Origin of the sequence: Williamsia limnetica (genome assembly GCF_003217475.1) — a bacterium.
GTDB lineage: Bacteria > Actinomycetota > Actinomycetes > Mycobacteriales > Mycobacteriaceae > Williamsia > Williamsia limnetica.
In genome coordinates this window covers 1-26,014 of sequence record NZ_QJSP01000032.1, presented here as the reverse complement: position 1 = coordinate 26,014, position 26,014 = coordinate 1, and the positions used below count along the sequence as shown (strand labels likewise).

The window sequence follows — 26,014 nt, the reverse complement described above, 5'->3', positions numbered from 1 at the left end:
ACCTACTACGACCGCAAACGGGCCGAAGGAAAGAAGCACAACGCCGCGCTGATCTGCCTGGCCAGACGCCGTTGCGACGTTCTCTACGCCATGATTAAGAACAACGAGCCTTACCGGCAACCGGCAACAGCTGCCGCTTGACTAAACCCATAGGGACACCCCCCCGGCCCAACCGCAACTAACTAAATGCAGACCACCACCGTGGCGGCCGACACCGCATTGCTGCGGTGCGGCGGTGTCTGGCAGGTCGGCGGGGTTTCGATATGCGCGGCGCCGGGCATATAGCGGGAAAATGCCTGTCGGGGAGGGACGTCGTCGCATGAGCGCGAGTCATGAAGTGTCGGCCGGGACCGTTGTTGTCATCACCGGCGCTACCAGCGGGCTGGGTCGTGGCACGGCGCTGGCGCTGGCCGCCCAAGGTGCGCACGTGGTGATCGCCGCGCGCCGCGGCGACGTCCTCGACGATCTGACCGAACAGATCAGCGCCGCCCCCGGCGGGACAGCCGTTCCGGTCATCACCGACGTCAGCGACCCCGCTGACGTCGCACGGCTGGCGTCGGTTACCGTCAAACGGTTCGGGCGCATCGACGTGTGGATCGACAACGTCGGTGTCGGTGCCCTCGGCCTGTTCTGGGACATTCCCATCGACGACCACGCACGCGTCATCGACGTGAACCTCAAAGGTTTGATCTACGGCGCACATACCGCGTTGACGCAGTTCCGGTCGCAGGGCTCGGGGACGCTGCTCAACATCGGATCCATCGACAGCGAGGTCCCGCTGGCCTATCAAGCGTCCTACGCCGCGTCCAAAGCCGCAGTGCTGAGCCTGAGCCGTTCCCTCAACGAGGAACTGCGCCTGGCCGGCGAGGACGGCATCAAGGTGGGCACCATCTTGCCGTGGGCGGTCGACACCCCGTGGTGGACTCACGCCGCCAACTACAGCGGCCACACTCCACGCATGGCCGCCATGGACGATCCGCAGATCGTGATCGATGCCATCGTCGCCGCCTGCACCAATCCGAAAGAACAACAGCCCGTCGGACCAAAAGCACGCGCCTCGAACGCCTCTCACCACATCTTCCCGGCCCTCACCGAGCGCCTGTCAGCGAAGATCGCCGGCAGCGAAGTCGCCAAGGGTGCACCCGTGCCGCACACCACCGGCTCCATCTATCACCCCATGGACGTCGGGACTACCGTCGACGGCGGAATCAGAGAACGAATGAAACACGAAGACACCCAGCACTAGCGGTACAGCACGACTGCGCCGATCACGCTGCCCACGTCGCCTATTGCGTCGTTGACAGCCTCGGCGGTGAATACCGATCGAATGCTTGCCGCGCACAAAATCGGTCAGCGCGCTGAAGTATTTCGCCATCCACCAGGATCCGTTCGCTTAGAACTCACCACCCGCGATGAGCTAGGCAGATATCAGCCCCACACAACACCCCGCGCGCACACCACAGCCGTCTTCGAGCTCAATTGCATCGCAACTATCGGGCGCGCACACGTGCCCCAGTTGTGTCTGGCAGGGCGCGCTGAACTGGTGATCTTCGCGAGATATGGCATCGTCCTCATCATGGCAACAAAGATCGCTATTGAGTATTTTGATGACCTTGACGGTCACCCTATAGATGCCCACGACGTGGTCAGCGTCGAATGGTCCTGGCAAGGAACTGATTACGAGTTCGACACCACGACCGCACACCTAAACAAGATCGAAAACGGGCGCGTTCCGATGGCCACGGTCCTGAGCAAGTCCCGACGGGTCGGTCGGCACACCCCCCGATCCGCACCACCGGCGCCCACGGCTGGCAGCAGGGGCGAGGTCAGCCGACGCGAGATCCGGGCCTGGGCACGCGCCCACGGGTATGAGATCGGCGACCGCGGACGCGTCGCCGCCGATATCGTCAAAGCCCACCACCAGTCCGTTGGCTAAACCCCCTAGCTTTACCCACCGTGAGGCCTTCCGGCCGCCACGCTATGTGTGTTGGCACTGAACCGCATCCGGCGCAGGGCTTCAACACCGCAGCACTACAGCAATACGCGATCCTGGCCAGCGAAGCACTCGATGCAGCACGGTCGAGCACTGAGTGCACAAACACCACGGTGGCGGTCGACATCAACGAGGTCGTCAACGCAGTCGACAACGGACCCACCACAGCGCTGATAGATGCCCAGGTCATCACAGGCCTGCAGGATCGCGGCTACCCACGATCCAAGTTTACGTAATATTAGTTATCGGCGTAAGAGTAGGACGAGTTCATACAGATGAAACCAACAGGCGCGCTGCGTCTTTCAACGCTCAGCTACCGTTCGGGCTTGTACCAGACCAGGGCGTATCTGAACAGCGGGAGCTTCCTCCACGCAACCCCAGGGAGCTCAGCAGCAGCGGCTTGACGAACCTGTGCGTACGAATGCGGAAGCGGCCACACTGTCGGCGCGGAGTGCTCCCACAGTCCGCGCCGCCAGGACAACCACCGATGCTGGATCACGCCAACCGCATCCATCGCAAAGTCGCTCAACCGCGTCGGTCGAGCGAGTCCAACCACCACCAGAACCCCGCCGGGTGCGGTGAGGCCAGCGAGGTGACGGAGGGCCGCCGGCAAGTTGGCCAAGTGATGCAACGTGGCCACCGACCCTACGACATCAAACTTCCTGCGAAAGTCGTAGGTCATTACATCGCCGATGAGAAAGTTGATTCCACTGAACTCCGCACGAGCGGAATCTACGACGTCGCGGTCCAGGTCAATAGCAGTGACGTCAGGTACCTTGTGGGCCAGATCTCTGGCGAGGAGGCCGTCACCGGTACCGACATCAAGTGCGGAGACCGCATCATCGGGTATCGCTTCCAGCACTATCCGGTGATAGTGAATGTTGTGGTTCCAGCGTAACCGACTCACGCTTTACCACGGTACTCGCCGCAACAACTCGTCTTACTCCAACACGCCTCGCTACCATTAACGTAGACGGGTTTAAACAGCTGAAAGTATCTTTCTCACTGCATCTTTCGCGGATCTATCCGCCGAACGCGCCGGGTGCTCACATCCACGCCAGGCAGGCTCAGAGACGAACTTCGCAGCCACTTCAGCCAACGGCCATCGCCCGAAATGGAGTTAATAACCTCCGCGGTCAGATTACGTGGACGGTCTGCGCCCACTCGACGATACGAGGGTCATCGAGCGTGGAAGCAACGAGGTCTCCATCGAGATTCTTTCCTTGCTGAGATGGAACGGTAATCAAGTAAGCGCCGGCGTTGCGCGCTGCTGCGACGCCCGTCGACGAGTCCTCGAGTGCGACACCGGTGCGCGGTGAGGCCGACAGCTGCTCGAACGCACGGAGATACAGTTCCGGGTTCGGCTTGGGGTGGGCGACCTCGTCGGCGGCCACAGAGACCGCGAAAAAGTTGGCAATCGATGCTGCGGCGAGCGCCGCGTCGAGCATGCCCCGTTGGCTGTTGGTCGCCACACCGAGCGGCACCCGGCCGGCCAGAAGTTTCAACAGCTCGACGGCACCGGGCATAGGTTCGACTCCGGCAGCAAGCTCCTGCTCTACCCGTGGCAACAGGGCCGCCTGCAGCTCGGGGCCAGTACCCGGGCGCCCGATGTAGTCGGCCATGTTCGCACACGCAGCCTCTAGCGTTCGCCCGATCAGGAGATCCTTCTCCGCGGGCCCGAACCCGTACCCATAATCGGCGAACAGTGACGCTTCTGCGCGCGACCAGCATGTCTCCGTATCGAGCAGGAGGCCATCGCAATCGAAGACGATCGCGCTCACCAGCAACGGCAACTCCCCCATGCCCCCGAGTGTAGAACAAACGGTCTCGGCGCCCGCCGTCCATATATGGAAACAAGCTCGCGCCATTGGCCCGCTTACGGCAACCAATGCCTGTCTACTCGTCTCACTTCAACACGTCTCGTTACCAGTTCCGATTGCGCCTCAATGCTTTTCGTCACCAGTGACGAAAAGGACCGCGAACTAGTTCGACGCTGAAGTATAGGTTGCCGATCCCCGCGTCACTCTGGGGGCAACGTTGATGCCCAGCTGCGGAGGGCTGCGACGAATTCCTCTGGTGCGTCGGACTCTACGTACGTGCCTGCGCGCTCGACTATCGCAGTGTGGTGATGGGGAAAGGTTGCTTCCAGACGCTTGCGCTCCTGTGAACGAAATGCGATATCGGCATCACCCCACACGATCAACGTCGGCAAGTCAGCGAGATTGGGCAGGCCGGCTTCAACCTCGGCGAAGAACGCTCGACTGGCCAGAACCCGCCCGGGAAGTACCGCTGAGGCCTGGCGGCGCTCAGGCGTGTCGAGCGCCCGACGGTAGTGAGTCATCTCGGCCTCGGTCGGCTTTCGTCTCTTGTGGCCGGTGGGGATGAACGCATTGACGAGGAGGTTGAGTCGCCGGACCAGGAACCGGGCCGGAAGCCCGCCCATAATGCGCCCGAATGCCTCAAAGTGCAGACTCCCGTTGACGGGCCAGGCCCAGGTGTTGACCAGCACCAGCCGCTCGAAGGTACCGGGTCGCCGTTGGGCGGCTGCCAGACCGATCGGGCCGCCCCAATCCTGCCCAACAAGGGTGACACCTGTCAGACCGAGGGCATCGACGAACCCAGTGACGACCTGGGCGTGTTCTTCGGGCAGGAAGCGGTAACCGGCCTTTGGCGTGGACAGTCCGAATCCAGGGTAATCGAGAGCAACGCAACGGAATTCGTTGCGCAGCTCGCGGATTGCGTCTCGCCATAAGAATGACCAGGTCGGGTTCCCGTGCAGCAGCAACAGTGTCGGCCCTGCGCCCTCGTCGACGTAGTGCACGGTGTGGCCGCCGATGTCAACGAAGTGACTCTCGAACGGAAAAAGGCTGTCGTCGACCCACTCCGGTCGCACAGCGTGAGCGGCATCAACCATGTCGTCCCCCTCATAGAATGATGTGCTTGACGATCTCATCTACACTTGAGATCGTCAAGCGTTACGCGAGGAGATGCGATGCGAACCTACGGCCAGTACTGCGGGCTCGCCCGTTCCCTCGAAGTCGTGGGTGACCGGTGGAACCTGCTCATCGTTCGCCAGCTGCTCATCGCCCCCGCCCGGTATCGCGACCTGATCGATGGGCTTCCAGGCATCGCCACCAATCTGCTGGCCGATCGGCTGCGCGACCTCGAGGCCGCCGGCGTCATCGAGCGACAACTCGCCGGTGAAGGCAGTGTCGTTGAGTACGCTCTGACCCCGTGGGGCGCCGAGCTACGCCAGCCGATCGCCAGCCTGATCTGCTGGTCGACCCCACTCATGCTCCGCGGTCCCGACGGTGACACCTTTCGCGTGGAGTGGCTTACCCTCGCCATCCCCGCGCTCCTCAATTCGCGAGTCTCGCTCCGCCCGCGAGCAGCAATCGGTCTCGACGTCGGCGGGCCACTACTGCAGCTCCACGCGACCCGTTACGGCTTCGACGTCGGCCCCCGCGACGATCGCGAACTCGCTGCAGTTCTGCGCACCGAGCCCGCGTTCGTCCTTGGCCTCGCCGCCAATGCACTCAGCCTCCAGGACGCGAGCGCCGCCGGACTGATCGAGATCGACGGCGACGAATCGGTCGTGCGCGGATACTTCATGGACGAGAACCCACAATGACCCGATAGGCGCTAGCGTCACCTAGATACAAACGATACCTTGGGCAGTCCTGGTTGTCGGTACAGTGGTGCACCACAACGGTTTTCGCCGCCAGGCCACGGTCAAGATTCTCCGCTTGCTACTGTTTGCGTCGTGCCCGGCAAGGTCTGGTACCTGTACCGCATTCGGCGAATCTCATTCGCCAGTGTGGTGGCTATTTCCTTGGTGGCGAGAGCTGGATGCGTTCGAAGTGCTCGCGTGGTGGCCACGGTCAGGCGTCGTGGTGTCAGCAAGCGTTTGGGGTGGCGTTCGTGGTTGAGGATGTGCAGAAGTGTCAACGTCGCTGCGGGGTCGTTGGCGACCTGGCGTAGCAGCTCGGTGACCACCGGGGTCGGCGGGCCCGGTGCGCCGGAGTCGGTAGCGAACCAGAACATCGGTTGCGCATCGGAGTCTCGCCAGCGCCACCACCGCCGGGCTACTGCATCAACACTGTCGTGATCCGACAGATGTGCAGGAAGCATGTCCGCCAGACGCTCGCCGTGGCGTAACGCATCGGAAATGCCCTGCGCAAGACTGAAATCCTTAAAGTGTCCCGCATCGCCGAGCAGAACCCAGCCAGGCCCGCTCGCCTGCCGAAAGTAACCGTGCCACTTGTTCATCACCCGAACAGGTCCGACGCGCTGCCCGCCGTGCAGCACGTCTGCGAGCTCCGGCCAGCCAGCGACGGCAGTAGCGAACTCGGCGTTGCGATCTCGGCCGAAGCCGGCACCGGTAGCGACGCACACCATGAACAGACCCCCATCGGTGGGGCTGGCGAGATAGGCGTTCTCACCCAGCCGTCCCAGCCGTAGCCGCCCGGACCGATCGGGCACACCTTCGAAGTAGGCCCACGCCGGAGTGCGGCCCCCTTGAACAGCCTGATACTCCGGCGCCCCGACAGCTGCGGCGACCGTGGAATGGCGCCCGTCGGCACCGACAACGAGGTGCGCACGCACTACTCCCTGGTCGGTATCGACACCCACGACCCGATCCTCGACACTGACCACGCCGGTGACCTTGACCCCGGTCCGCACGTCGGCTCCCGTCGCTACCGCGGCATCGACAAGGAGGGCATCCAGGGTCACCCTGCGCACGCACATGCCCAGCTCCGGGAAGGACTCAGCGGCAAAGGAACCGTCGATTCGTACGTCGTCGTTGACCAGCGTAAATCGGTCGATCGGCACACCTCCGGCCGCAAGTGCCGCACCGAGCACCCCGATACGGTCCAGCACCGCTGCGCCGCACGGCTGGATGACATGCGTCGAAGGCGTTTCCGAAGGAAACCGGGCCTTGTCCAACACACACACCCTCAGTCCACGGCGCGCGAGCATGATCGCCAGCGGCGAGCCCGCACACCTGGCACCAACGATGACCACATCAAAGACCTGGGTCATTTCGACCACCTCTACTCGGGAACTTACCAGTGGTCAGTTTTCCCCACAACTGGAAACTTATCAATGGTTAGATGCTAGGCTAGGATCGAACGATGTCGGCCCAGCCCCGCCCGTACCATCACGGCAACCTGCGACAGGCAGCCATCGACGCTGCCGTGTCCGAGGTCGAACGGGTCGGTGTCGCGGGGGTCAGCATGCGCGAGATCGCCAAACGTGCCGGGGTGACGCACGCGGCGCTGTCCTACCAGTTCGGAGACAAAACAGGTCTGTTCACCGCGGTCGCCACAGCGGGGTTCAAACTAGCCGCCGACGCTATCGCGCCGGCCGCCACCGGCCCCCAGGGCTTCGTGACCGGTGGCATGGCCTACGTAATGTTCGCCATCACCCACCCCGGCCACTACGAAGTGATGTTTCGCCCAGACCTGTACAGCGACACCGACCTCGAGCTCGCTGAGGCCCGCGACGCGGCCTTCGCCATCCTTTATGGCAGTGCGCGAACAAGCCTGGGCGCCACCACCCCGGACGACAATGTCGCTGGAGTCGTCGTCGCCGGGTGGTCCATGTCTCACGGACTGGCGACCCTGTGGCAAACCGGCAACCTACGCGATCGAATCTCCGACGACCCCACCCAGCTAGCCCGACAAGTTGCCGAAGGCATCGCCAGCCTCGGCCAACTCGCCAATCACTACCTCGCCAGCCTCAACGAAACCAGCACCGACCCCCCGCAATCAGCCTGACGTAATCTTAATTATCGGCGTAACATATTGTGCTGCAATCGGTTTCGTCACCAATGACGAAGTGCAGCCTTGTCGCGAGCTTGGGTGGCAGTCTGAACCGTATAGAAAATGGTTCGCGACGCGCTTGAACTCTCGGACCCGTCGACTAGCTTCTGCCGCGTAGCGCATCAGCCAGTTGATTAATAGTCGGGAGCCCGGACAAACCGGTCTCAGTCCGATAGACGCGGCACGCGAGCTGATCAACTTGAACGGCGTCGACGAAGGCATCGACGCCATCGATGAGTATCGTCGGGGAGCCAGCGAACGGCGACGCTGCCGCCTCCGCACCGGACTCAATCCGCCAGAACGCGATCTCGATATCCGTCCTGCCGATCATGGTCGCCGCCGCGCGGACACGCTCGGCCGCCTCTACCCAGTTCGGGCACCCGTCGAAAAAGAGAATCTCCGCTTTCATACTGTCGATTCTGCCCTCACACACGAGGACTGTGTCGCCACCAATGTCAGGGACCGACTCCCAATGACAGAGCGGATCCCACACCTCGCCGCCAATCGTCGCTAGGCGCACGGCAGAAGAGTGCTCAATCACCTTCAATCACTCGGCCAGAAAAGAACGTCAGCAGGTTCCCAACTAGATCGACCACCGCGAACTCTCGGGTACCCCACTCCGTATCGGCGGGCCCTTCACCAGCATCACTCGGATGGAGAACCGCAGCTGCCGCCATCTCGCGATAGAGTTCGTCCACCGAATCGGTCTCCATCCGACAACTCGCCGTCCCCGCAATGAAGCTCTCAGCCCCACTGCAGATCGGCATCGAGACGAAGTTCGAACGAGTACGCCAATCGTCGTCGAACGTAGCCCACAAATGCACCTCGGCACCGTCGCGCGACAGCCTTGCGCCCCCTTCATCGGAGGATGAAACTGTGAATCCTAGTCTCTGACAATAAAACTCAACACCGACCGCGATATTCTCGACCGGCATCGCCGGCACTGATCTCAGGAGAGCCATCACTTAATCTAACGTGCGGCCATGCGACTGGCCACCAACCAGTAGACAAGTCGATGTCTGCTGTGCGCCCCGGTTGGATCCGGTTCATTTTTCGCTTGACCTTCAAGTCGTGTTGAAGGTTTACCGTGAGGTCATGGGTACATATCGCATCTCACAGCTGGCGCAGCGGTCCGGTGTTCGGGCCTCGACGCTGCGGTTTTACGAGGAATCAGGGTTGCTCACTGCGCAGCGAACCCCGGCCGGTTACCGAGTTTATGACGAGAGGGCCGTGGAGCGCTTGGCGTTCATCTCCTCGGCCAAGCTGATGGGATTGGCTCTCGATGAGATCCGGGATCTGCTGCAGGCGTGGCAATCTGGGACGTGCTCGTCGGTGCGGTCCGAGTTGTTGCCGCTGGTCGATCAGCAGATCACCGAGACCGATCATCGACTGGCCGAGCTCTCAGCGTTCGCCGCACGGTTGCGCAGCGTGCGGTCAAATCTGTCGGAACCTGCCCCTGCGGGCCGCTGCGGACCGGACTGCGGCTGCACGATCACCGACGGCCAGTTCCCAGTGCCGATGCCTGAGGGAACCGCCGACCTCGGGGTCGCCGAGGCGACTGCCCCCCTCGGCGGCGCCGACGCCGATCCCCCGGCCATCGCGTGTTCCCTGGACCGCGAGGAGCTCGGCGAGCGCACCATGCAGTGGCAGCAGATACTAACCCACGCCCGCAGCCGGACCGATCTCGAGGACACCGAGACCGGCGTGGGTGTGCAGCTGACCTTCGACAATGACGCAGTCATGGTGAGCCAGCTCGCGTATCTGATTGCGGCAGAACAGCAATGCTGCTCATTCTATGCATTCACTCTGACCGTCGCCGACGGCACGGTGGTGGTGCAGGTCCGCGCACCGCGAGACGCCGCACCGCTGCTCGGCGAGTTGTTCGGACAACCGGCATGAGCGCACCCGGGAAGTCGTGGCGTGGCCCCGGTGCCGCCCTGGCTGCGCTGGTGGGAGCGTGCGCGGTGTGCTGCGCCGGTCCACTGCTGGCGGTCCTGGGCGGAATCGGAGCGGCAGGACTGCTGGGTTCGCTGTGGGTACCCGCACTGCTCACTGTTGTCGCAATTGCTGCGGTAGGCATCCTGGTCGCACTGCGCAAACGGCGACGGGCCAGCTGCCGAGTCGCCCAGGCTGGTCCTGTGGATCTGGATTTGCCCACCCTCGGGCACGATCTGCGACATCACTGAGCGTGATCACTGCCACTGCGGCTTGACCTTCGAGTCGACTCGAACGTTTACTCTTCGGTCATGCCTGATCTACGGATATCCGAGCTCGCCGCCAGCAGCGGGGTCCCTGCAACCACGCTGCGGTACTACGAGACCGAAGGCATTCTCCCGGCCGACCGCTCCGCGAACGGTTACCGCATCTACACCGAGCGCGCGCAGGAACGGCTGGCGTTCATCACCGCCGCCAAAGCTCTGCAGATGTCGCTCCCCGAGATCAAACTGCTCCTGCGGGTGTGGGAGACCGATACCTGCCGGGCCGTCAAATCCGAACTGCGACCGGCCATTGCGCAACAGCTCGCCAACGCTGAAGCGTCCATCGCGCAGCTCACCTCGCTGCACTCGACGTTGACTGCGGCGCTGGCCCGTCTCGACGACACCCCCGACAAAGACTCCCCCTGCAGCCCCGAGTGCGCCTGGCTGACCACACCCGCCCAGAACGCGTCATGACCGGTGTGACGTCGTCACCGGCGGTGGCCTGGCTCGAGAAGTTCCAGATACCGCTGTACCTGGCCGCCCTCGCGGCCGGCGCCCTGATCGGCATCGCGGCCCCGGCGTCCGCGCCCACCTTCGAGCACGCCATCAACCCCGTGCTGATCGTGCTGCTCTACGCCACCTTCCTGGCGGTCCCATTCGAAAAGATCAGGGCCTCGCTGCGCGATAGCCGATTCCTGGCCAGCGTGGTGGTGTTGAACTTCGCCCTCGTGCCCGTCGTCGTCTTCCTGCTCACCCGGTTCATCGCCGACGACCAAGCCCTGCTGGTCGGAGTCCTGCTGGTGCTGCTGGCGCCCTGCATCGATTACGTCATCGTCTTCAGCGGCCTGGCCGGAGCAGCATCGGAACGGCTGCTGGCCAGCGCGCCGCTGATCATGCTCCTGCAGATGGCCTTGCTGCCGGTCTACCTCTGGCTATTCGTCGGGTCGGACCTCGTCGAGATCGTCGATATAGGCCCATTCGTCGAGGCCTTCGTCTTGTTGATTGTGGTCCCGCTGACTCTAGCCGCCATCACCCAGGCGATCTCTCGGCGCCATCGCGCCGGCGTCATCGTCATGGACGCCATGGCCGCAGCGATGGTCCCGGTCATGATGCTCACCCTGGCCGTGGTCGTCGCCTCGCAGATCGAAGCAGTACGCACGCAGTGGTCCTCGCTGATCGCCGTGGTACCGATCTTCATCGGGTTCCTGGTCGTCATGGCCATCGTGGGCCTGGCGGTCGGCAGAACAGCATCCCTTGATGTGCCCGCCACCCGGGCGTTGATCTTCTCCGGCGCCACCCGCAACTCCCTGGTCGTGCTCCCGCTCGCCCTCGCCCTCCCACAGACGCTGGCCCTGGCAGCCGTCGTGGTGGTGACCCAAACTCTGATCGAGCTCGTCGGCATGGTCATCTACGTTCGACTGATCCCACGCATCACACCGTCCTCGAGACCGGTCTCCAGAACGTAGCCACCGCCGGTTGTGGCCGAAACTTGAGCGTGACCGTCTAGATCGCAGCGCTTGCCGTGGTTGAGGTCGATCGCACTGGCTCGTAGCTCCTGTCCCGTCAGCTGTTGTCGGCAGACTTGCCAGGTATCGAACAACTCCCATATGATGGGCTCAATCGTTCGGCCCGCCCTAGAACTTCGGTTCTGGGAGTGGGCCGGATTTATATTCATAGTGTGACTGCCACTCCCCTGCCGCCCAAGCCTTTTCTCGCCATCTCCGATCAGGTCTCACGCCTTCGGGACCGGGGCATGGTGTGTGAGGACGCAGAGACCATGCAGTGGCTCACCGCTGTGGGCTATTACCGGCTCAGTGGTTACTGGTATCCCTTCCGGGAGGCCAATCCGGCTGATCGCCAGCGGCCGTTGGACACCTTCAGCACTGGCACGTCGTTCGCTGAGGTTGCCAGGCTGTACGAGTTCGATCGGCACCTTAAGAGCAAGGTGCACAGCGGCGTCGAGCGCATAGAAGTTGCGATGCGCAGCCAGCTAGGTCATCTCCTCGGCGAGATCGACCCGATGGCGCATGAGAACCCGGCCAACTTCCGCCCTGGTTTCGACCATTCCGGATGGCTCAAAACCGCCCGTGGTCGTATCGCCCGGAGTCGAGGGCGCGACGCATTCGTCGATCATCACTTCACCAAATACGGTGGACACCTACCCATCTGGGTACTAACTGACATCCTGGACTTCGCCGACTTATCCAAGCTCTTCGCCGGAATGCGCAGCGCAGACCAGCAGGAACTGAGCACCTGGTTCGCGATTACTCCCCCACCGCCCGATCCGCGCGCCTCTACGGCGTCCCAGCGCCGGCAACGACGCAAATGGCGCCAACACCCAGCATTGGAGAGTTGGTTGCTCCAACTCAGCGTTGTCCGCAACATTTGCGCTCACCACAGCCGACTATGGAATCGGCAACTTCCTCCAGCCACCACCGCCGCACTGCGGGCCGTACCAGGATTCGAGGGGCTACCGAAGGACCAGTCGGAGAGGATCTTCGGGACGCTGTGCATGATCGGGGTCCTGCTGCGCACCACATCACCTGGAAGTACTTGGACACACCAGGTCAAAGAACTCGTCACCACCAGCTTCGACCAGCTCGATAACCGCACGACCGCAGAGATGGGCTTTCCGCCGGGGTGGGAAACGCTACCCCTCTGGACCTGAACACCCCACGACACTCCTTGTCCCGCACGATCAGCTTTCTGAGAAACTCGTATCCCAGTTCAACGCATTCGCGGCAGTGGTTTTGGGCATAAAAGAGCCCCGCACGTCGAATCAGATTCGACCGCGGGGCACATATGCAGGCCCGCGCTGTGGCGGCGAGATAGGTCAGGCGCAGCGCGCTATGGCGACATCAGTTTCTCCATGGGTAGTGCGTGGAGTCGGACGTTATTTCCGGCGCCAGGCCCGCAGCACCGCAGCGAGGGCTTTGAGAAGACCCTCGCCTCCTGCGAGCCGGTGACTCGCGGTCGATGAGGACCACGATGTAGACCAGCGGAAGTACGCCCACCACCACGATGGTGATAGCGATGATGAATCCCAGTGCACAGAACGCAGACGTCGCCGAACATGGGTGACCCCTTTTCTGAGGTGCGCCGCGCACGCCGCGCAGACCGATCCCGTAGGGGGACGGTGATCGGCAGATGCATGGGTGCGCGACAGTGACAGCCCAACTGGCAGAGAACCAGCGGGCACAAAAAAACCGGCCATTCGGCCGGTTGTGCGCATGCTTCTAGCGCGGTTTGAGTGTGACACGTATTTCTGTGGATACCTCGCTAGCGAAGGGTCTCAGCGTGTTGACTCCCAGAGTTCACTTGCCAGCCTGATTAGATAGCTGTCAAAATAGTGGTGTGTCTGATTCTTCGTCGGTGCTGTTCGTCTGTGTTCACAACGCCGGGCGCTCGCAAATGGCCGCTGGGTTTCTCGCGGCCCTGTCCGGTGGCGCCGTAGAGGTCCGCTCGGCCGGGTCGATGCCCGCCGATCAGATCAATGCGGTCGCTGTGGAGGCGATGGCCGAGGTGGGTATCGATATCCGCTCTGAGCAGCCCAAGGTGTTGACCCCCGATGCGGTGGAGTCCTCAGATGTGGTGATCACGATGGGGTGCGGTGATGTGTGCCCGGTCTTTCCAGGGGTCCGCTATGAGGACTGGCAGCTCGACGATCCCGCGGGGCAGGGCCTGGACTCAGTGCGTCCGATTCGCGAGGAGATCCGTACCCGGGTTCTGGCGTTGCTCGACCAACTGGGGGTGCAGCCGGTGCAGGTTGTGCCGTCACGGTAGATCCGGGGCGGGCTAATCTTGTCTCATGACACCCGCAACCGGCAGCGAATCGACGCCTCCCGTCGATTCTGTCGTGGCGGGTGCAGTCCACTCCCCGGTCCGTGCGGCGCTGAGCCGGGCCCAGGCCGAGGACACCGCAACGGTATTGCGGGTCGTCTCGGATCCGACCAGGCTGCAAATCCTGAGCCTCATTCACACCAGCGCCGATCAGCAGGCCCGGGTCACCGAACTCACCTTGGCACTGGGGTTGCGGCAGCCGACGGTCTCACACCACCTCAAGGTGATGACCGAGGCAGGTGTGGTGGCACGCGAGCCGGTAGGGCGAGAGGTCTGGTATCACATCGTGCCTACCCGCCTGGATGCGATCGCCGACCTGCTGCGCTGATCAGGCCGTGCACGTCGACGTTCACCGATCGGCAGTAGATGGTGGGCTATGACGATCGTCGGCGCGCGCAGATCGCGGCCATGGCTGACCCTGACCGGCTCGAGTTGCTGGCGTTGATTTTGGGTTCGGACACTGAGGTGACCGCGGCCGGCCTCGCCGGCCCCGGCGGCGATGGTGATCGCTTCGCTGCTCACTTGGCGGTGATGGCACAGGTCGGTCTGTTGATTGTCGAAGGCGAGCGTTATCGGCCGTCCGCAGATGCGTTGGCGCGCTTCGGTGGATCGGCGGTCGGCCATACGGCCGTACCGGCCGCGGGGGTTGATCCGGGTGATCATGGTCGGTTGTTGCGGCGGATCGCTGACGACCTGGCGCAGGAGTATGCCCACCATTTTGCGCCGGAGACCATTGCTGAGTTCGTGATGGATAGCTACCAGTTGCTGGCGTCGCGGGCAACGGTGCGTGTGCATTTGCCGGCGCTCACGGCCCGGTTCGCTGCCGAGCGGCTCACCGCCCTGGTGCAGGCAGCTGATGCTGATCATGATTTTCGCCGTGATGTGTTGTTCGTGTGTGTGCGCAATGCTGGTCGCTCGCAGATCGCGGCGGCGCTGATGCGGTCGGTCGCCGGGGATCGGTTGCGGGTGCGTACGGCGGGTTCGTTGCCGGCAGCGCGGGTGGATCCGGTGGTGCGTTCGGAGTTGGTGCGCCGGGGTGTGGCGGGGTTGACCGAGTTTCCCCGGCCGCTGACCAGCGAGGTGGTGCGTGCGTCGGGGGTGGTGGTGACGATGGGCTGTGGGGACGCCTGTCCGGTGGTCCCGGGTCGCCGGTACGTCGATTGGCAGGTCGCCGACCCGGTGGGGCGTCCGGCCGGTGAGGTTCGCCGCATCGTGGAGGATATCTCCACCCGCGTGCAGGGTTTGGTCCGCGAACTCGATGTCTGCTGACCGCTGCGGGTTCAGCCGGTCATCGGTGCGAGCAGGGTGCTCGACACCAGCTGGTAGCCGACGCCGCGCACGGTGCTGATGGCGTGCCCGATGCCGTGGGCGTCGAGTTTGCGGCGGAGGCGTTTGACGGCGGCCATGATGGTGCCGTCCGGGTCCGCCGAGTCCGGCCAGAATCGTTGGGCGAACCGTTCTCGGGTGATGACTGTGTCCGGGTGCGAGGCGAACTCGAGTAGCAGCTCGAACTCCAACGCGCTGAGCCCGATTCGGTGATTGTCTATCGAGGCGCTGTAGCCGGCCCGGTCCAGGACCAGTCCGGCGACGGTGATGACCGGCGGCGGCGGGGCCGGGGTGGCGCTCTGTTTGAGTGCTGCGACAAAGCTTGCCGGGTCATACGGCAACGCGAGCAGGGGGCGGGCGCCGGCTAGGACCGCGGGACCGATGTCGGCGAGCTGGCAGGGGCTGTAGGCCAACAGGACTGTCACATCGAGCTTTCCGTGCACGATCTCCACGAACCGGCGCATCGCTTCGGCGCCGATCGAGGCGTTGACGACCACCACGGCAATGCCTTCGAACCCGAGGATCGCTGCGGCGTGGACCGGGTCCTGGCACAGCCGTACATGCACGCCCAGCGACCGCAGCCGGTCGACGATCGCGGCGGCGGGTTGTTCGTCGGGATCGAGGAGCACGACCGACCCGGACCCGGCGTTCGCGCGTACCCAGGCGGGTACGAGGCGGCGGCCCGGGCTGGCGTCGGCGGTCATCGTCATGGCGGTTTAGCCGAACCGGCCGGTGATGTAGTCCTCGGTGCGCCGGTCAGCGGGATTTTCGAAAATCTTTTTGGTGAGGTCGAATTCGACGAGTTCGCCGGTGCGGTCGCCGGTGGTGTCATCGACGGTGGCGGTGAAAAAGGCGGTACGGTCAGCGACGCGGGCGGCCTGCTGCATGTTGTGGGTGACGATGATGATCGTGTACTGATCGCGCAGTTCGGTCATCAGCCCTTCGATACGCATGGTGGCGATGGGATCGAGTGAGGCGCACGGTTCGTCCATCAAGATCACGTCCGGTTGCACGGCGATGGTGCGGGCGATGCACAGGCGTTGCTGTTGGCCGCCGGACAGCCCGTAGGCGGACTGTTTGAGTTTGTCTTTGACTTCATCCCACAGGGCGGCGCGGGTCAGTGCCTGCTCGACGAGCTCGTCCATGGAGTCGACGTTCATGCCGGTCACGCGGGGGCCGTAGGCGATGTTGTCGTAGATGGACTTGGGGAACGGGTTGGGTTTTTGAAAGACCATCCCGATCCGGCGGCGTACTTCGATCGGATCAACACCTTTGCCGTACATGTCTTGTCCGCGGTAACGGACCTGCCCTTCCACGCGGGCCCCGTCGACCAGGTCGTTCATCCGGTTCAGCGAACGCAAAATAGTCGACTTGCCGCACCCCGACGGACCGATGAGGGCAGTGATCTCGTTGTGCGCGAACGGCATCGACACACCACGCACGGCCTGAAAACCACCGTAGTAGACGTGCACGTCGGTGCATTCGAGAACCTGGAAAGGATTGGTGGGCAGCCGCCGATTCAGGAAGTTCGCGGGACGGGTGGAGATCGGTGTGGCCGTGTCCGCGTCGGCGGCGGTCTCAGTTGCTGCCTTGGTGGTGTCGGTGGATCCGGGGGTGGCGCTGTTCATGGTGGAAGGCTTTCTGTTAGTGCTCACCAGCGACGCTGGTAGCGGTTGCGGATGACGATCGCCAGCGCATTCATCACCAGCAGGATCGCCACGAGCAGGATGGAGGTGGCTGCGGCGAGCTCGTGGAAACCGGCCTGGGGGGCGTTGGTCCATCCGTAAATCTGGATCGGCATGGTGGTGAAGCCGCTCATCAGCCCGTTGGGGTCAAACGAAATAAACACCAGGGCGCCCAGCAAAAGCAGCGGGGCCGCCTCCCCCAACGCTCGCGAGAGCGCCAAGATCGTGCCGGTGGCGATGCCGGGGATCGAGGAGGGCAGGGTGATCCGCCACGCGGTTTGCAGTTCGGTTGAACCCAAAGCCAGTGAGCCGTGCCGCAGTTCCCGCGGCACCGACCGCAGGGCTTCGCGGGTGGAAATGATGATGACCGGCAAGATCAACAACGCCAGCGCCAGCGCGCCGCCGATGACGATGTTCTTGTTGCCGACACCGATCAGCGCCAGGGTGCCGATCGCGAGCATGCCGTAAATGATCGAGGGGATCGCAGACAGGTTCTGGATGTTGACTTCGATGAACTTGTTGAACCAGTGCCGTTTATCGGCGAACTCCTCGAGGTGGACCGCCGCGGCGATACCCAGCGGGATCGCCAGGATCGCGGTAGTGCCGATGACCCAGAGCGATCCGAGGATCGCCGGACGGGCACCGGCTTCATCTGGCCGCGAGGACGGGTACTCGGTGAGCAGCCCGATGTCGAGGCGACCGGCGCCTTCGACGAAGGTGGTCACGATCAACGCCACCAACGTGGCGAAGGCAATGAACAGACTGAGCCACAACAACATCAGAAAGATCAGGGCGGCGGGACTGCGTTCTTTGCTCCGCGACCCGGTCGGGATCGGGGTGTGCTCGCGCGCAGGCTGGGGGCGGGCGGGGGTGGTGATGGCCATGTCAGTACTCCTGGCGGAAACGGCGGACGAGTTGGATGCTGATGGCGTTGACCACCAGGGTCATCACGAACAGCAACAGGCCCACCGCGAAAAGGGTGTTGTATTCCAGTGACCCGACGCGGGCATCACCCAAAGCCATGCGGGCGATGAAGCCGGTCATGGTGGCGCCCTCCATGGTGGGGTCGGTGACCATCTGGGGGCGGGCGCCGGCGGCGATGGCCACGATCATGGTTTCGCCGATAGCCCGCGAGATTCCCAGGACGATGGCCGCGACGATCCCGGACAAGGCGGCCGGGAACACCACCCGCAGCGAGGTTTGCATCCGGTTGGCGCCCAGCGCGGAAGATCCTTGCCGAAGTGCCTGGGGCACAGCGGTCATGGCGTCCTCGGACAACGAGGCGACCGTCGGGATGATCATCACGCCCATCACCAGGCCGGCGGCCAGGATCGAGAACGTCCCCACTTCCAGGTTCAACCAGCCTTTGAGGATGGTCGGCGCGACGAACGAGAGCGCGAAGAACCCGAACACGACCGTCGGGATTCCGGCCAATAGCTCCAGGATCGGTTTGAGGATCTTACGGGCCCGGGGGCGGGCGTACTCGGCGAGATAGATCGCCACCCCCAACCCGCAGGGCACCGCCACCGCCAGCGCGATCCCCGTGGTCCACAGGGTCGCGGTGACCAGCGGCAGGACACCGAAGGAGGGATTGGCGAACTGCGGCGCCCACCGTGTCCCGGTCAAGAACTCCCAGACCGAGACGTCTTGAAAGAAGCTCAGCGCCGGGATCAGCAGTGAGATGACGATCCCGACGGTGATCGCGATGGACAACCAGGCACACAGCCGCAGCACACCGTGAATCACTTGCTCGCCGCGACGATTGGAGCTGCGCTGGATCGAAGGCTCGATATCTGGGGAGCCTTGCGGCAGGACAGTAGTGGTGCTCATGGCCGGGCCGCTCAGCCGACGAGGCTGGCGAGTTCTTTCTGCGCGGTCTGCTGCTGCTCGTCGGTCAGGTCGATGAACAGGGCGTCTTCGGCGACCTTTTCTTCATTGGCGACGTAGAAGTCGACGAAGGCCCGCACGCCGGGCTTGTCGGTGTAGCTGGCGTTGTTGACGTAGATGAACAGCGGCCGGCCCAGCGGGGCATAGGTACCGTCCTGCACGGTTTCTTTGCTGGGGGTGATGCATCCGCTGCCGTTGTCGACGCCCACCAGTTTGACCGCGTCAGCGTTCTCTTCGGCGTAGCTCAGACCGAAAAAGCCCAGTGCGCCCGTCGATCCGCTGACACCCTGCACGGTCAGGTTGTCATCTTCGGAGGGGGTGTAGTCGGTACGGATGGCGCCCTCTTCCCCGTTGATGGCCTCGGTGAAGTAGTCGAAGGTTCCCGAGTCGGTACCCGCGCCGAACAGGTCCAGCTTCTCGTTCGGGAAAGACGGATCGACCTGGTTCCAGCTCGTGACCTTGCCTTCCGATGCCGGTCCCCAGATGGTGGCCAGCTGCGCTGTGGTCAGGCAATCGATCCAGTCGTTCCCGGGATTGACCACCACCGACAGTCCGTCGTTGGCGATCACGATCTCGGTGTACTTGATGCCTTTGGCCTCGCAGGCGGCCTTCTCTTCGTCGCTGATCGGACGGGAGGCGTCAGAGATGTCGGTCTCACCGGCGCAGAAACGTTTAAACCCGCCGCCGGTTCCCGAGGTGGCGACGGTGACATTGACCCCGGCCTCCTCATCGCGGAACATCGTGGCCGCAGCAGAACTGAGCGGTTCGACAGTCGAGGAACCGTCCACGCTGACCTCGCCGCTGATCCCATCGCCCGAGCCACCCGAATCCTGGCCACCGCACGCCGCGCTGCCAAGGACTACACCCGACACCGCGACCGCTACCAGTACGCGCCTGGGAAGTGTAAACACGTGATTGTTCCTTCTCTGTTGATGAGCATCCGCCGGGCGGACTCGCGCCCCGCACCAGACGTATAGAACGCGGTCTATATGAATTCAGGGTGAACGGGGCCGGGCGCCCACATGACAAATAGATCGCCATCTATGCAACGGGCTGGGCGACCCATGTCGTTAGCCAGGAGTTCACTTGACCGCAGAATCGATCACCGTCAATATAGACATATGTCGAATCAACACGCGGAGCCTGAAACTCCCTGCTGCTCCCCCTTGGTGCGCGAGCCGCTGACCGAGGACTGGGCGGGGGATCTGGCCCGGATGTTCAAAGCCCTCGGCGATCCGGTGCGTCTGCGGTTGCTGAGTTTGGTGGCCAGCCACGAGGGCGGTGAGGCCTGCGTCTGCGACATCTCCGAGTCCTTCGACCTGTCACAGCCCACCATCTCCCACCACCTCAAGGTGTTGCGGTCGGCGGGCCTGCTGGACTGCCAGCGCCGCGGGACCTGGGTCTACTACTGGGTGGTTCCCGCTGCCCTGCAACAGCTCTCCGCTGTCCTGGGCGAACCCGCGGCTGCATTGCAGGCCCCCTCTGAGGTGGCGACCGCATGAGTACCACCACGGACCAACCGGCCGTTGTCGGCAAACTCTCCACCCTCGACCGCTACCTGCCGGTGTGGATCGGCGTGGCCATGGTCGCCGGCCTGCTGCTGGGCCGCATGATTCCGGGCCTGGACGACGTGGTGAGCGCCGTCGAGATCGACGGCATCTCGCTACCGATTGCGATCGGACTGCTGATCATGATGTACCCGGTCCTGGCGAAAGTTCGCTACGACCGCCTCGACACCGTCACCGGTGACCGCAAACTCTTGCTCGGGTCGCTGGCACTGAACTGGGTCCTCGGGCCGGCGTTGATGTTCGCTCTGGCCTGGCTCCTGCTGCCCGACCTGCCTGAGTATCGGACCGGACTGATCATCGTCGGGTTGGCCCGGTGCATCGCCATGGTCATCATCTGGAACGACCTGGCCTGCGGTGACCGCGAAGCGGCCGCAGTGCTGGTGGCCATCAACTCGGTGTTCCAGGTGTTCATGTTCGCCATCCTCGGCTGGTTCTACCTGTCGGTGCTCCCCGGGTGGCTTGGTCTGGAACAGACCACCATCGACACCTCCCCCTGGCAGATCGCCAAATCTGTCCTGATCTTCCTCGGGATCCCTTTGCTGGCTGGGTTTTTGACGCGCCGCTACGGCGAGAAGGCCAAAGGCCGCGAGTGGTACGAGGAAAAGTTCCTACCCCGCATCGGCCCGTGGGCGCTGTACGGCCTGCTGTTCACCATCGTCATCCTGTTTGCGCTGCAAGGCGACCAGATCACCTCCAAACCCTGGGACGTGGTGCGCATCGCGCTGCCCCTGCTGGTCTACTTCGCCGTGATGTGGGGCGGCGGCTACGCCCTCGGAGCCGTGATGGGTTTGGGGTACGAGCGCACCACCACCCTGGCGTTCACCGCGGCGGGCAACAACTTCGAACTCGCCATCGCTGTGGCGATCGCCACCTACGGCGTCACCTCCGGCCAAGCCCTGGCCGGCGTCGTGGGGCCGCTGATCGAGGTCCCGGTCCTGGTCGGACTGGTCTATGTCTCTCTGGCTTTGCGCAAGCGCTTCACCCCCGCACCATCTGCCATCTCGTCTGCGACCAAGGAGTCCTGATGTCCGAGCACCGCGCCCAACCCGAACTGCTGATGCCCCAAGCGTTGCTCTCCCGCACCGCCGAGACCCTGGCCGACAGGTACAACGGGGTGTTCTCCCCGCAAACGGTGGAACGCTACGTGTTCGAGTCCTACACCGCGCTGCGGCGCACCGCGACGATCTACAACCACCTCCCGGCCTTGGCGGGCCGGTTCGCTGCCGACCGCCTCTCCGCGTTGGCTCAATCCACCGGCGCTGCACCCAAAGACGTGCCCGAAGTGCTGTTCATCTGCGTACACAACGCCGGCCGCTCGCAGATGGCCGCAGCCCTGCTCGATCACTACGGCAAGGGGTCCGTGCATGTGCGCTCGGCGGGATCGGCACCCGTGGGTGCGATCAGCCCGGTAGTGGTCGAAGCGATGGCGGAGATCGGTCTAGACCTGGAGGCGCAGTATCCCAAGCCGCTGACCGATGATGTCGTTGCCGCGGCCGACGTGGTCGTGTCCATGGGCTGCGGCGATGCCTGCGCGATCTATCCGGGCAAACGCTACCTCGACTGGACCCTCGAGGATCCACACGGCCAACCCCTCGAGGTGGTCCGCGCCATCCGCGACGACCTCGACACCCGAGTCCAGGAGTTGCTGCACGAGTTGACGTCCCCCGTTCCCGTCTGACACCTGCCACACCCTGATCGACCACAACCATGGAAAAGGATTTCGATTCATGACCACCACCCCCAGCGTTCTGTTCGTGTGCGTGCACAACGCCGGTCGCTCCCAGATGGCCGCCGGTTTCCTGTCCCATCTGGCCGGTGACGCGATCGAGGTCCGCTCCGCCGGTAGCGCTCCGGCCGGCAGTATCAATCCCGCTGCCGCCGAGGCAATGTCGGAGGTCGGTATCGACATCACCGCACAGACTCCGAAGATCCTCACCACCGATGCCGTACAGGCTTCCGATGTGGTGATCACCATGGGCTGCGGCGACTCCTGCCCGATCTTTCCCGGCAAAAGCTACCGGGACTGGGTCCTGGAAGATCCTGCAGGTCAAGGCGTGGACGCCGTTCGGCCGATCCGCGACGAGATCAAAACCCGCGTCGAGGCACTCATCGCCGAACTGACCTCCCAGCCCGCCACCCGCTGATCAACGGACTTGTCACTCTGATGACAATTCGACGAGGAGAACTATGACATCGCCGACGACCGTGCACGATCTGATGATCGTGGGCTCAGGACCCGCCGGCTATACGGCCGGAATCTATGCCGCCCGCGCCGAACTGCAGCCGATACTGTTCGAGGGCAGCCAGTTCGGCGGTGCCCTGATGACCACCACCGAGGTCGAGAACTTCCCCGGCTTCCGCGGCGGAATCATGGGCCCGGACCTGATGGATGAGATGCGCGAGCAAGCCCGACGATTCGGTACCGACATCCGCACCGAGGACGTCGACGCGCTAGAGCTGATCGGGCCGATCAAGACCCTGCACGCCGGCGGTGTTGCTCATCGAGCTCATGCGGTGATCCTGGCGATGGGCGCCGCAGCCCGCTACCTGGGCATCCCCGGAGAGGAGTCCTTGCTCGGCCGCGGCGTCAGCGCGTGTGCCACGTGCGATGGGTTCTTCTTCCGAGACCAAGACATCATCGTCGTCGGGGGCGGCGATTCAGCGATGGAAGAAGCCACCTTCCTGACCCGCTTCGCCCGCAGCGTCACTCTGGTCCACCGCCGCACCGAGTTTCGGGCCTCGCGGATCATGCTCGAACGCGCCAAAGCCAACCCCAAGATCCGTTTCATCACCAACGCCGACCCGGTCCAGGTCCTCGGCGAAAGCAGTGTCACCGGTCTCGTTGTCCGCGACACGATCAGCGGCGAGCACACCACCCTGACAGCTACGGGTATGTTCGTCGCCATCGGGCACGACCCCCGCAGCGCCCTGGTGACCGGGCAGGTCGATCTCGACGACGCCGGCTACGTGCAGGTCCAATCACCGACCACCGCCACCTCCATCGACGGCGTCTTCGCCGCCGGAGATCTGGTCGATCACACCTACCGCCAAGCAATCACCGCCGCCGGCACCGGCTGCGCCGCAGCGATCGACGCCGAACGCTGGCTCGCCGACCGCGGTGACATCACCACCAACACCCTCGCTGCCGCCGGGCACCCGGTCACCGCCAGCATCTCCTGACCCCCCACCTAGAAAGCGTGACAGCAATGAGTATCGAGATTTTCGAACCAGCACTGTGCTGCGCCACCGGCGTCTGCGGCGACGACGTCGACCAGGCCCTGATCACCTTCTCCGCCGACATTGACTGGCTCCGTAGCCAGGGCGCCGATATCGCCCGATTCAATCTGGCCAGCGAACCGATGGCCTTCGCCGAACGCGAACCAGTCACCGCCTTCCTGAAGCTGACCGGATCGCAAGGGCTGCCACTAGCGTTGGTGGACGGAGTAACGGCGATGACCGGGACCTACCCGACGCGAAGTCAGCTCGCGGCCTGGGCCGGTCTGCCCGCCCCCGAAGCCGCTGCGCCCACCGCCGGATTGCTGTCGCTCACCGACACCAGCGGATGCTGCACCCCCGACGCCGGCTCGGGCTCCGAGTCGAGTTGCTGCTGACCGTGCCTTCTCCCAAGTTCCTCAATGCAGCGCCCCGCTTCCTGTTCTTCACCGGCAAAGGTGGGGTCGGCAAAACCTCCATCGCCTGCGCCTCGGCCATCACCCTGGCCGGCGCTGGGAAAAAGGTACTGCTGGTGAGCACCGACCCAGCCTCCAATGTCGGGCAGGTGTTCGGGCTTTCGATCGGCAACACCATCACGGATGTTCCTGCTGTCGCCGGACTATCAGCGCTGGAGATTGATCCCGAGCAGGCCGCGGCCGCCTACCGCGAACGCATCATCGGACCCGTCCGAGGACTGCTCCCCGAGGCCGAGCTGGCCACCATCACCGAGCAACTGTCCGGGTCGTGCACCACCGAGATCGCCTCGTTCAACGAGTTCACCACCCTGCTCACCGACGACGATGCTGCCCTGGCCGGGTTCGATCATGTGCTGTTCGATACCGCACCGACCGGGCACACCATCCGCCTGCTCCAGTTGCCCGGCTCGTGGACCGAGTTCCTCGACGACGGCAAAGGCGACCCCTCCTGCCTCGGACCGCTGTCCGGGCTGGAGAAACAGCGCACCATGTACGCCGGCGCGGTTGCTGCGCTGGCCGACCCCGCCCGCACCCGGCTCGTCTTGGTCGCTCGCGCTCAGCGCTCCAGCCTCGCCGAAATCGCCCGCACCCATACTGAACTGGCCGCTATCGGACTGACCACCCAACACGTCGTCATCAACGGCGTCCTGCCACGCCCGGACGCCTGTGACCCTGTTGCGCACGCCATCTACGACCGCGAACAACACGCCATCGCCCATCTCCCCCGCGAGCTGCAGGCGTTGCCGGTCGACTACATCGAACTCAAACCCACCAACATCGTCGGACTGGGCGCCCTCACGAGTCTGCTGCGCCCCACGAGCGCTGACCGTCCGTTCGATGCAGCCACTGAGGTGGCTGCCGACCTCGACGCCGCACCGCTGTCAGCACTGATCGACGAGCTTGAGCCTCAGGGCCACGGGCTCATCATGTGCATGGGCAAAGGTGGAGTCGGCAAAACCACCATTGCCGCGGCGATCGCGGTGGCCTTGGCCGGCCGCGGCCACCAGGTGCACCTGACGACCACCGACCCCGCCGCCCACCTCACCGACACCCTGACCGGACATCTGGACAATCTGACGGTCTCACGCATCGACCCCGCCGAAGCGACCGAGCAGTACCGCCAGCGAGTGCTAGACACCAAAGGCGCGCACCTCGACGAGCAGGGCCGCAGCACACTGGCCGAAGACCTCCGCTCACCGTGCACCGAGGAAGTGGCTGTCTTCCAAGCCTTTTCCCGGGTCATCAACCAATCGCGACGTACCTTCGTCGTCGTCGACACCGCACCCACCGGACACACGCTGCTGCTGCTCGACGCGACCGACTCCTACCATCGCGAGATTGCCCGGCAGATGGGCGAGCAGACTTCGTTCACCACCCCCATGATGCGGTTGCAGAACCCAGACGAGACCAAAGTACTGCTGGTGACGTTGGCTGAGACCACCCCGCGCCTGGAAGCCGAGGGCCTGCAGCAGGATCTGCAGCGGGCCGGCATCACGCCGTGGGCGTGGGTCATCAACAATTCGCTCGCTGCCGCACACCCCACGTCCCCGCTACTGGCCCGGCGGGCGGCCGCCGAACTCGACGAGATCGCGGCGATCACCACCACCCATGACCGTGTTGCGGTCGTCCCGATGCTGCCGGCCGAGCCTGTCGGCATCACCGCCCTGGAGAACCTAGCGGCATCGACGCCTGGCGTCCCCACACCCATCCACCACTGACCCCCCAGGCCCTCAACACCGAAAAGGATTGCCTGTCACCATGAGTTCGACTCCTCGTGTTCTGTTTATTTGCGTCAAGAACGGCGGCAAATCGCAAATGGCGGCCGGCCTGATGACCAAGGTCTCCGGCGACTCGGTTGACGTACAGTCTGCGGGCACTGCTCCCGGCTCGGCCATCAACGCACTGTCAGCCCAATCGCTCCTCGAGGTCGGCGTCGACATCTCCGCCAACACACCCCGGGCTATTGATCCTGACCTGCTGGCGCAGATGGACGTGGTGGTCAC

General features: G+C 63.9%; 32 protein-coding genes and 1 pseudogene. 22 read left to right on the top strand and 11 right to left on the bottom strand.

The window, feature by feature from the left end; translation table 11 throughout:
- From DFR67_RS29460 to DFR67_RS29445, 4 genes and pseudogenes are all read left to right on the top strand, one after another.
- A pseudogene (locus DFR67_RS29460) lies at positions 1–141 on the top strand (IS110 family transposase); the annotation flags it as partial.
- 178 nt (positions 142–319) lie between these two features.
- On the top strand, positions 320–1,246 hold the full coding sequence (locus DFR67_RS29455; RefSeq protein WP_110473015.1) for an SDR family NAD(P)-dependent oxidoreductase: 927 nt from the start codon (positions 320–322) through the stop codon (positions 1,244–1,246).
- Positions 1,247–1,312: 66 nt separating this feature from the next.
- Positions 1,313–1,936, top strand: coding sequence for a histone-like nucleoid-structuring protein Lsr2 (locus DFR67_RS29450; RefSeq protein WP_146240579.1), 624 nt, complete (start codon positions 1,313–1,315; stop codon positions 1,934–1,936).
- A 44-nt stretch (positions 1,937–1,980) separates the two neighbouring features.
- Positions 1,981–2,229, top strand: coding sequence for a hypothetical protein (locus DFR67_RS29445; RefSeq protein WP_110473009.1), 249 nt, complete (start codon positions 1,981–1,983; stop codon positions 2,227–2,229).
- 77 nt (positions 2,230–2,306) lie between these two features.
- Here DFR67_RS29445 and DFR67_RS29440 read toward each other — a convergent pair whose 3' ends face one another.
- From DFR67_RS29440 to DFR67_RS29430, 3 genes are all read right to left on the bottom strand, one after another.
- Positions 2,307–2,900 (bottom strand): class I SAM-dependent methyltransferase, encoded by a 594-nt coding sequence (locus DFR67_RS29440; protein ID WP_110473008.1) that lies wholly within the window; start codon positions 2,898–2,900, stop codon positions 2,307–2,309.
- Positions 2,901–3,129: 229 nt separating this feature from the next.
- Positions 3,130–3,795, bottom strand: a complete 666-nt coding sequence (locus DFR67_RS29435; protein WP_110473007.1) for an HAD family hydrolase — start codon at positions 3,793–3,795, stop codon at positions 3,130–3,132.
- 218 nt (positions 3,796–4,013) lie between these two features.
- Positions 4,014–4,907, bottom strand: a complete 894-nt coding sequence (locus DFR67_RS29430; RefSeq protein WP_110473006.1) for an alpha/beta fold hydrolase — start codon at positions 4,905–4,907, stop codon at positions 4,014–4,016.
- Positions 4,908–4,985: 78 nt separating this feature from the next.
- Here DFR67_RS29430 and DFR67_RS29425 point away from each other — a divergent pair, with 78 nt between their 5' ends.
- Positions 4,986–5,624 (top strand): winged helix-turn-helix transcriptional regulator, encoded by a 639-nt coding sequence (locus DFR67_RS29425; protein WP_110473005.1) that lies wholly within the window; start codon positions 4,986–4,988, stop codon positions 5,622–5,624.
- A 101-nt stretch (positions 5,625–5,725) separates the two neighbouring features.
- Here the strand turns inward: DFR67_RS29425 and DFR67_RS29420 are convergent, their stop codons facing one another.
- Positions 5,726–7,036, bottom strand: a complete 1,311-nt coding sequence (locus DFR67_RS29420) for an NAD(P)/FAD-dependent oxidoreductase (protein ID WP_110473004.1) — start codon at positions 7,034–7,036, stop codon at positions 5,726–5,728.
- A 92-nt stretch (positions 7,037–7,128) separates the two neighbouring features.
- Here DFR67_RS29420 and DFR67_RS29415 point away from each other — a divergent pair, with 92 nt between their 5' ends.
- Positions 7,129–7,773 carry a TetR/AcrR family transcriptional regulator gene (locus DFR67_RS29415; RefSeq protein WP_110473003.1) on the top strand — a complete coding sequence of 215 codons (645 nt, stop codon included), beginning with the start codon at positions 7,129–7,131 and terminating at the stop codon, positions 7,771–7,773.
- 145 nt (positions 7,774–7,918) lie between these two features.
- Here DFR67_RS29415 and DFR67_RS29410 read toward each other — a convergent pair whose 3' ends face one another.
- Together DFR67_RS29410 and DFR67_RS29405 are read right to left on the bottom strand one after the other, a co-directional pair.
- Positions 7,919–8,227 carry an alkylmercury lyase gene (locus DFR67_RS29410; RefSeq protein ID WP_110473014.1) on the bottom strand — a complete coding sequence of 103 codons (309 nt, stop codon included), beginning with the start codon at positions 8,225–8,227 and terminating at the stop codon, positions 7,919–7,921.
- 124 nt (positions 8,228–8,351) lie between these two features.
- A complete protein-coding gene (locus DFR67_RS29405) occupies positions 8,352–8,753 on the bottom strand; it encodes a VOC family protein (RefSeq protein ID WP_245938241.1) in 402 nt (133 codons plus the stop codon).
- A gap of 160 nt (positions 8,754–8,913) precedes the next feature.
- On the opposite strand from DFR67_RS29405, the gene DFR67_RS29400 reads away from it, so the two are divergent.
- The 8 genes from DFR67_RS29400 (at position 8,914) to DFR67_RS29365 (ending at position 15,125) form a co-directional block, all read left to right on the top strand.
- The gene (locus DFR67_RS29400; protein WP_110473013.1) at positions 8,914–9,717 is read left to right on the top strand and encodes a MerR family transcriptional regulator; all 804 of its coding nucleotides are present in this window, start codon (positions 8,914–8,916) and stop codon (positions 9,715–9,717) included.
- Positions 9,714–10,004 (top strand): hypothetical protein, encoded by a 291-nt coding sequence (locus DFR67_RS29395; protein ID WP_211325199.1) that lies wholly within the window; start codon positions 9,714–9,716, stop codon positions 10,002–10,004. Before DFR67_RS29400 ends, DFR67_RS29395 begins: the two co-directional genes overlap by 4 nt.
- Positions 10,005–10,064: 60 nt before the next feature.
- Positions 10,065–10,490, top strand: coding sequence for a MerR family transcriptional regulator (locus DFR67_RS29390; protein WP_110473001.1), 426 nt, complete (start codon positions 10,065–10,067; stop codon positions 10,488–10,490).
- A complete protein-coding gene (locus DFR67_RS29385) occupies positions 10,487–11,482 on the top strand; it encodes an arsenic resistance protein (RefSeq protein WP_110473000.1) in 996 nt (331 codons plus the stop codon). Before DFR67_RS29390 ends, DFR67_RS29385 begins: the two co-directional genes overlap by 4 nt.
- Before the next feature lie 212 nt (positions 11,483–11,694).
- On the top strand, positions 11,695–12,684 hold the full coding sequence (locus tag DFR67_RS29380) for an Abi family protein (protein WP_110472999.1): 990 nt from the start codon (positions 11,695–11,697) through the stop codon (positions 12,682–12,684).
- A gap of 686 nt (positions 12,685–13,370) precedes the next feature.
- Positions 13,371–13,799, top strand: coding sequence for an arsenate reductase ArsC (locus DFR67_RS29375; protein WP_110472998.1), 429 nt, complete (start codon positions 13,371–13,373; stop codon positions 13,797–13,799).
- 25 nt (positions 13,800–13,824) lie between these two features.
- A complete protein-coding gene (locus DFR67_RS29370) occupies positions 13,825–14,184 on the top strand; it encodes an ArsR/SmtB family transcription factor (RefSeq protein WP_110472997.1) in 360 nt (119 codons plus the stop codon).
- 80 nt (positions 14,185–14,264) lie between these two features.
- Complete coding sequence (locus DFR67_RS29365; RefSeq protein WP_245938240.1) at positions 14,265–15,125, top strand: arsenate-mycothiol transferase ArsC; 861 nt, start codon at positions 14,265–14,267, stop codon at positions 15,123–15,125.
- Between the two features lie 11 nt (positions 15,126–15,136).
- Here the strand turns inward: DFR67_RS29365 and DFR67_RS29360 are convergent, their stop codons facing one another.
- Genes DFR67_RS29360 through DFR67_RS29340 form a run of 5 tightly spaced genes read right to left on the bottom strand, consistent with a single transcriptional unit; the run spans position 15,137 to position 19,665 of the window.
- On the bottom strand, positions 15,137–15,892 hold the full coding sequence (locus tag DFR67_RS29360; protein WP_110472996.1) for a winged helix-turn-helix transcriptional regulator: 756 nt from the start codon (positions 15,890–15,892) through the stop codon (positions 15,137–15,139).
- A 6-nt stretch (positions 15,893–15,898) separates the two neighbouring features.
- Positions 15,899–16,810 (bottom strand): phosphate ABC transporter ATP-binding protein PstB, encoded by a 912-nt coding sequence (pstB, locus tag DFR67_RS29355; RefSeq protein WP_110472995.1) that lies wholly within the window; start codon positions 16,808–16,810, stop codon positions 15,899–15,901.
- Positions 16,811–16,833: 23 nt separating this feature from the next.
- Positions 16,834–17,751: a phosphate ABC transporter permease PstA gene (gene pstA / locus DFR67_RS29350; protein WP_110472994.1), complete on the bottom strand. Its 918-nt coding sequence runs from the start codon at positions 17,749–17,751 to the stop codon at positions 16,834–16,836.
- A gap of 1 nt (position 17,752) precedes the next feature.
- A complete protein-coding gene (gene pstC / locus DFR67_RS29345) occupies positions 17,753–18,697 on the bottom strand; it encodes a phosphate ABC transporter permease subunit PstC (protein WP_110472993.1) in 945 nt (314 codons plus the stop codon).
- A gap of 11 nt (positions 18,698–18,708) precedes the next feature.
- The gene (locus DFR67_RS29340) at positions 18,709–19,665 is read right to left on the bottom strand and encodes a PstS family phosphate ABC transporter substrate-binding protein (RefSeq protein WP_110472992.1); all 957 of its coding nucleotides are present in this window, start codon (positions 19,663–19,665) and stop codon (positions 18,709–18,711) included.
- Positions 19,666–19,875: 210 nt separating this feature from the next.
- On the opposite strand from DFR67_RS29340, the gene DFR67_RS29335 reads away from it, so the two are divergent.
- The 8 genes from DFR67_RS29335 to DFR67_RS29300 form a co-directional block, all read left to right on the top strand.
- On the top strand, positions 19,876–20,256 hold the full coding sequence (locus DFR67_RS29335; protein WP_110472991.1) for an ArsR/SmtB family transcription factor: 381 nt from the start codon (positions 19,876–19,878) through the stop codon (positions 20,254–20,256).
- Entirely contained in the window at positions 20,253–21,347 is a 1,095-nt protein-coding gene (gene arsB / locus DFR67_RS29330) for an ACR3 family arsenite efflux transporter (protein ID WP_110472990.1), read from the top strand. The genes DFR67_RS29335 and arsB overlap by 4 nt, the downstream gene beginning before the upstream one ends.
- Positions 21,347–22,000 (top strand): arsenate reductase ArsC, encoded by a 654-nt coding sequence (locus tag DFR67_RS29325; RefSeq protein WP_110472989.1) that lies wholly within the window; start codon positions 21,347–21,349, stop codon positions 21,998–22,000. Before arsB ends, DFR67_RS29325 begins: the two co-directional genes overlap by 1 nt.
- A 49-nt stretch (positions 22,001–22,049) precedes the next feature.
- Positions 22,050–22,466 carry an arsenate reductase ArsC gene (locus DFR67_RS29320; protein WP_110472988.1) on the top strand — a complete coding sequence of 139 codons (417 nt, stop codon included), beginning with the start codon at positions 22,050–22,052 and terminating at the stop codon, positions 22,464–22,466.
- A gap of 43 nt (positions 22,467–22,509) precedes the next feature.
- A complete protein-coding gene (trxB, locus tag DFR67_RS29315) occupies positions 22,510–23,502 on the top strand; it encodes a thioredoxin-disulfide reductase (RefSeq protein ID WP_110472987.1) in 993 nt (330 codons plus the stop codon).
- Positions 23,503–23,528: 26 nt separating this feature from the next.
- Complete coding sequence (arsD, locus tag DFR67_RS29310; RefSeq protein WP_110472986.1) at positions 23,529–23,933, top strand: arsenite efflux transporter metallochaperone ArsD; 405 nt, start codon at positions 23,529–23,531, stop codon at positions 23,931–23,933.
- A 2-nt stretch (positions 23,934–23,935) separates the two neighbouring features.
- A complete protein-coding gene (arsA, locus tag DFR67_RS29305; protein WP_245938239.1) occupies positions 23,936–25,729 on the top strand; it encodes an arsenical pump-driving ATPase in 1,794 nt (597 codons plus the stop codon).
- A gap of 40 nt (positions 25,730–25,769) precedes the next feature.
- A partial coding sequence (locus tag DFR67_RS29300) for an arsenate-mycothiol transferase ArsC (RefSeq protein WP_146240578.1) occupies positions 25,770–26,014 on the top strand: 245 nt, incomplete at its 3' end.

Bases quoted from the DNA above. Each gene is read 5' to 3' on its own strand.
- DFR67_RS29370 (WP_110472997.1), top strand. From the start codon at position 13,825: ATGACACCCGCAACCGGCAGCGAATCGACGCCTCCCGTCGATTCTGTC.
- DFR67_RS29405 (WP_245938241.1), bottom strand. From the start codon at position 8,753: ATGCCGGTCGAGAATATCGCGGTCGGTGTTGAGTTTTATTGTCAGAGA.
- DFR67_RS29425 (WP_110473005.1), top strand. From the start codon at position 4,986: ATGCGAACCTACGGCCAGTACTGCGGGCTCGCCCGTTCCCTCGAAGTC.
- DFR67_RS29455 (WP_110473015.1), top strand. From the start codon at position 320: ATGAGCGCGAGTCATGAAGTGTCGGCCGGGACCGTTGTTGTCATCACC.
- DFR67_RS29365 (WP_245938240.1), top strand. From the start codon at position 14,265: ATGGCTGACCCTGACCGGCTCGAGTTGCTGGCGTTGATTTTGGGTTCG.
- pstA (WP_110472994.1), bottom strand. From the start codon at position 17,751: ATGGCCATCACCACCCCCGCCCGCCCCCAGCCTGCGCGCGAGCACACC.
- trxB (WP_110472987.1), top strand. From the start codon at position 22,510: ATGACATCGCCGACGACCGTGCACGATCTGATGATCGTGGGCTCAGGA.
- DFR67_RS29410 (WP_110473014.1), bottom strand. From the start codon at position 8,227: ATGAAAGCGGAGATTCTCTTTTTCGACGGGTGCCCGAACTGGGTAGAG.
- DFR67_RS29445 (WP_110473009.1), top strand. From the start codon at position 1,981: ATGTGTGTTGGCACTGAACCGCATCCGGCGCAGGGCTTCAACACCGCA.
- pstB (WP_110472995.1), bottom strand. From the start codon at position 16,810: ATGAACAGCGCCACCCCCGGATCCACCGACACCACCAAGGCAGCAACT.
- DFR67_RS29335 (WP_110472991.1), top strand. From the start codon at position 19,876: ATGTCGAATCAACACGCGGAGCCTGAAACTCCCTGCTGCTCCCCCTTG.
- DFR67_RS29360 (WP_110472996.1), bottom strand. From the start codon at position 15,892: ATGACGATGACCGCCGACGCCAGCCCGGGCCGCCGCCTCGTACCCGCC.
- DFR67_RS29435 (WP_110473007.1), bottom strand. From the start codon at position 3,795: ATGGGGGAGTTGCCGTTGCTGGTGAGCGCGATCGTCTTCGATTGCGAT.
- DFR67_RS29400 (WP_110473013.1), top strand. From the start codon at position 8,914: ATGGGTACATATCGCATCTCACAGCTGGCGCAGCGGTCCGGTGTTCGG.
- DFR67_RS29420 (WP_110473004.1), bottom strand. From the start codon at position 7,036: ATGACCCAGGTCTTTGATGTGGTCATCGTTGGTGCCAGGTGTGCGGGC.
- DFR67_RS29430 (WP_110473006.1), bottom strand. From the start codon at position 4,907: ATGGTTGATGCCGCTCACGCTGTGCGACCGGAGTGGGTCGACGACAGC.
- pstC (WP_110472993.1), bottom strand. From the start codon at position 18,697: ATGAGCACCACTACTGTCCTGCCGCAAGGCTCCCCAGATATCGAGCCT.
- arsD (WP_110472986.1), top strand. From the start codon at position 23,529: ATGAGTATCGAGATTTTCGAACCAGCACTGTGCTGCGCCACCGGCGTC.
- DFR67_RS29385 (WP_110473000.1), top strand. From the start codon at position 10,487: ATGACCGGTGTGACGTCGTCACCGGCGGTGGCCTGGCTCGAGAAGTTC.
- DFR67_RS29395 (WP_211325199.1), top strand. From the start codon at position 9,714: ATGAGCGCACCCGGGAAGTCGTGGCGTGGCCCCGGTGCCGCCCTGGCT.
- DFR67_RS29325 (WP_110472989.1), top strand. From the start codon at position 21,347: ATGTCCGAGCACCGCGCCCAACCCGAACTGCTGATGCCCCAAGCGTTG.
- arsB (WP_110472990.1), top strand. From the start codon at position 20,253: ATGAGTACCACCACGGACCAACCGGCCGTTGTCGGCAAACTCTCCACC.
- DFR67_RS29415 (WP_110473003.1), top strand. From the start codon at position 7,129: ATGTCGGCCCAGCCCCGCCCGTACCATCACGGCAACCTGCGACAGGCA.
- DFR67_RS29320 (WP_110472988.1), top strand. From the start codon at position 22,050: ATGACCACCACCCCCAGCGTTCTGTTCGTGTGCGTGCACAACGCCGGT.
- DFR67_RS29390 (WP_110473001.1), top strand. From the start codon at position 10,065: ATGCCTGATCTACGGATATCCGAGCTCGCCGCCAGCAGCGGGGTCCCT.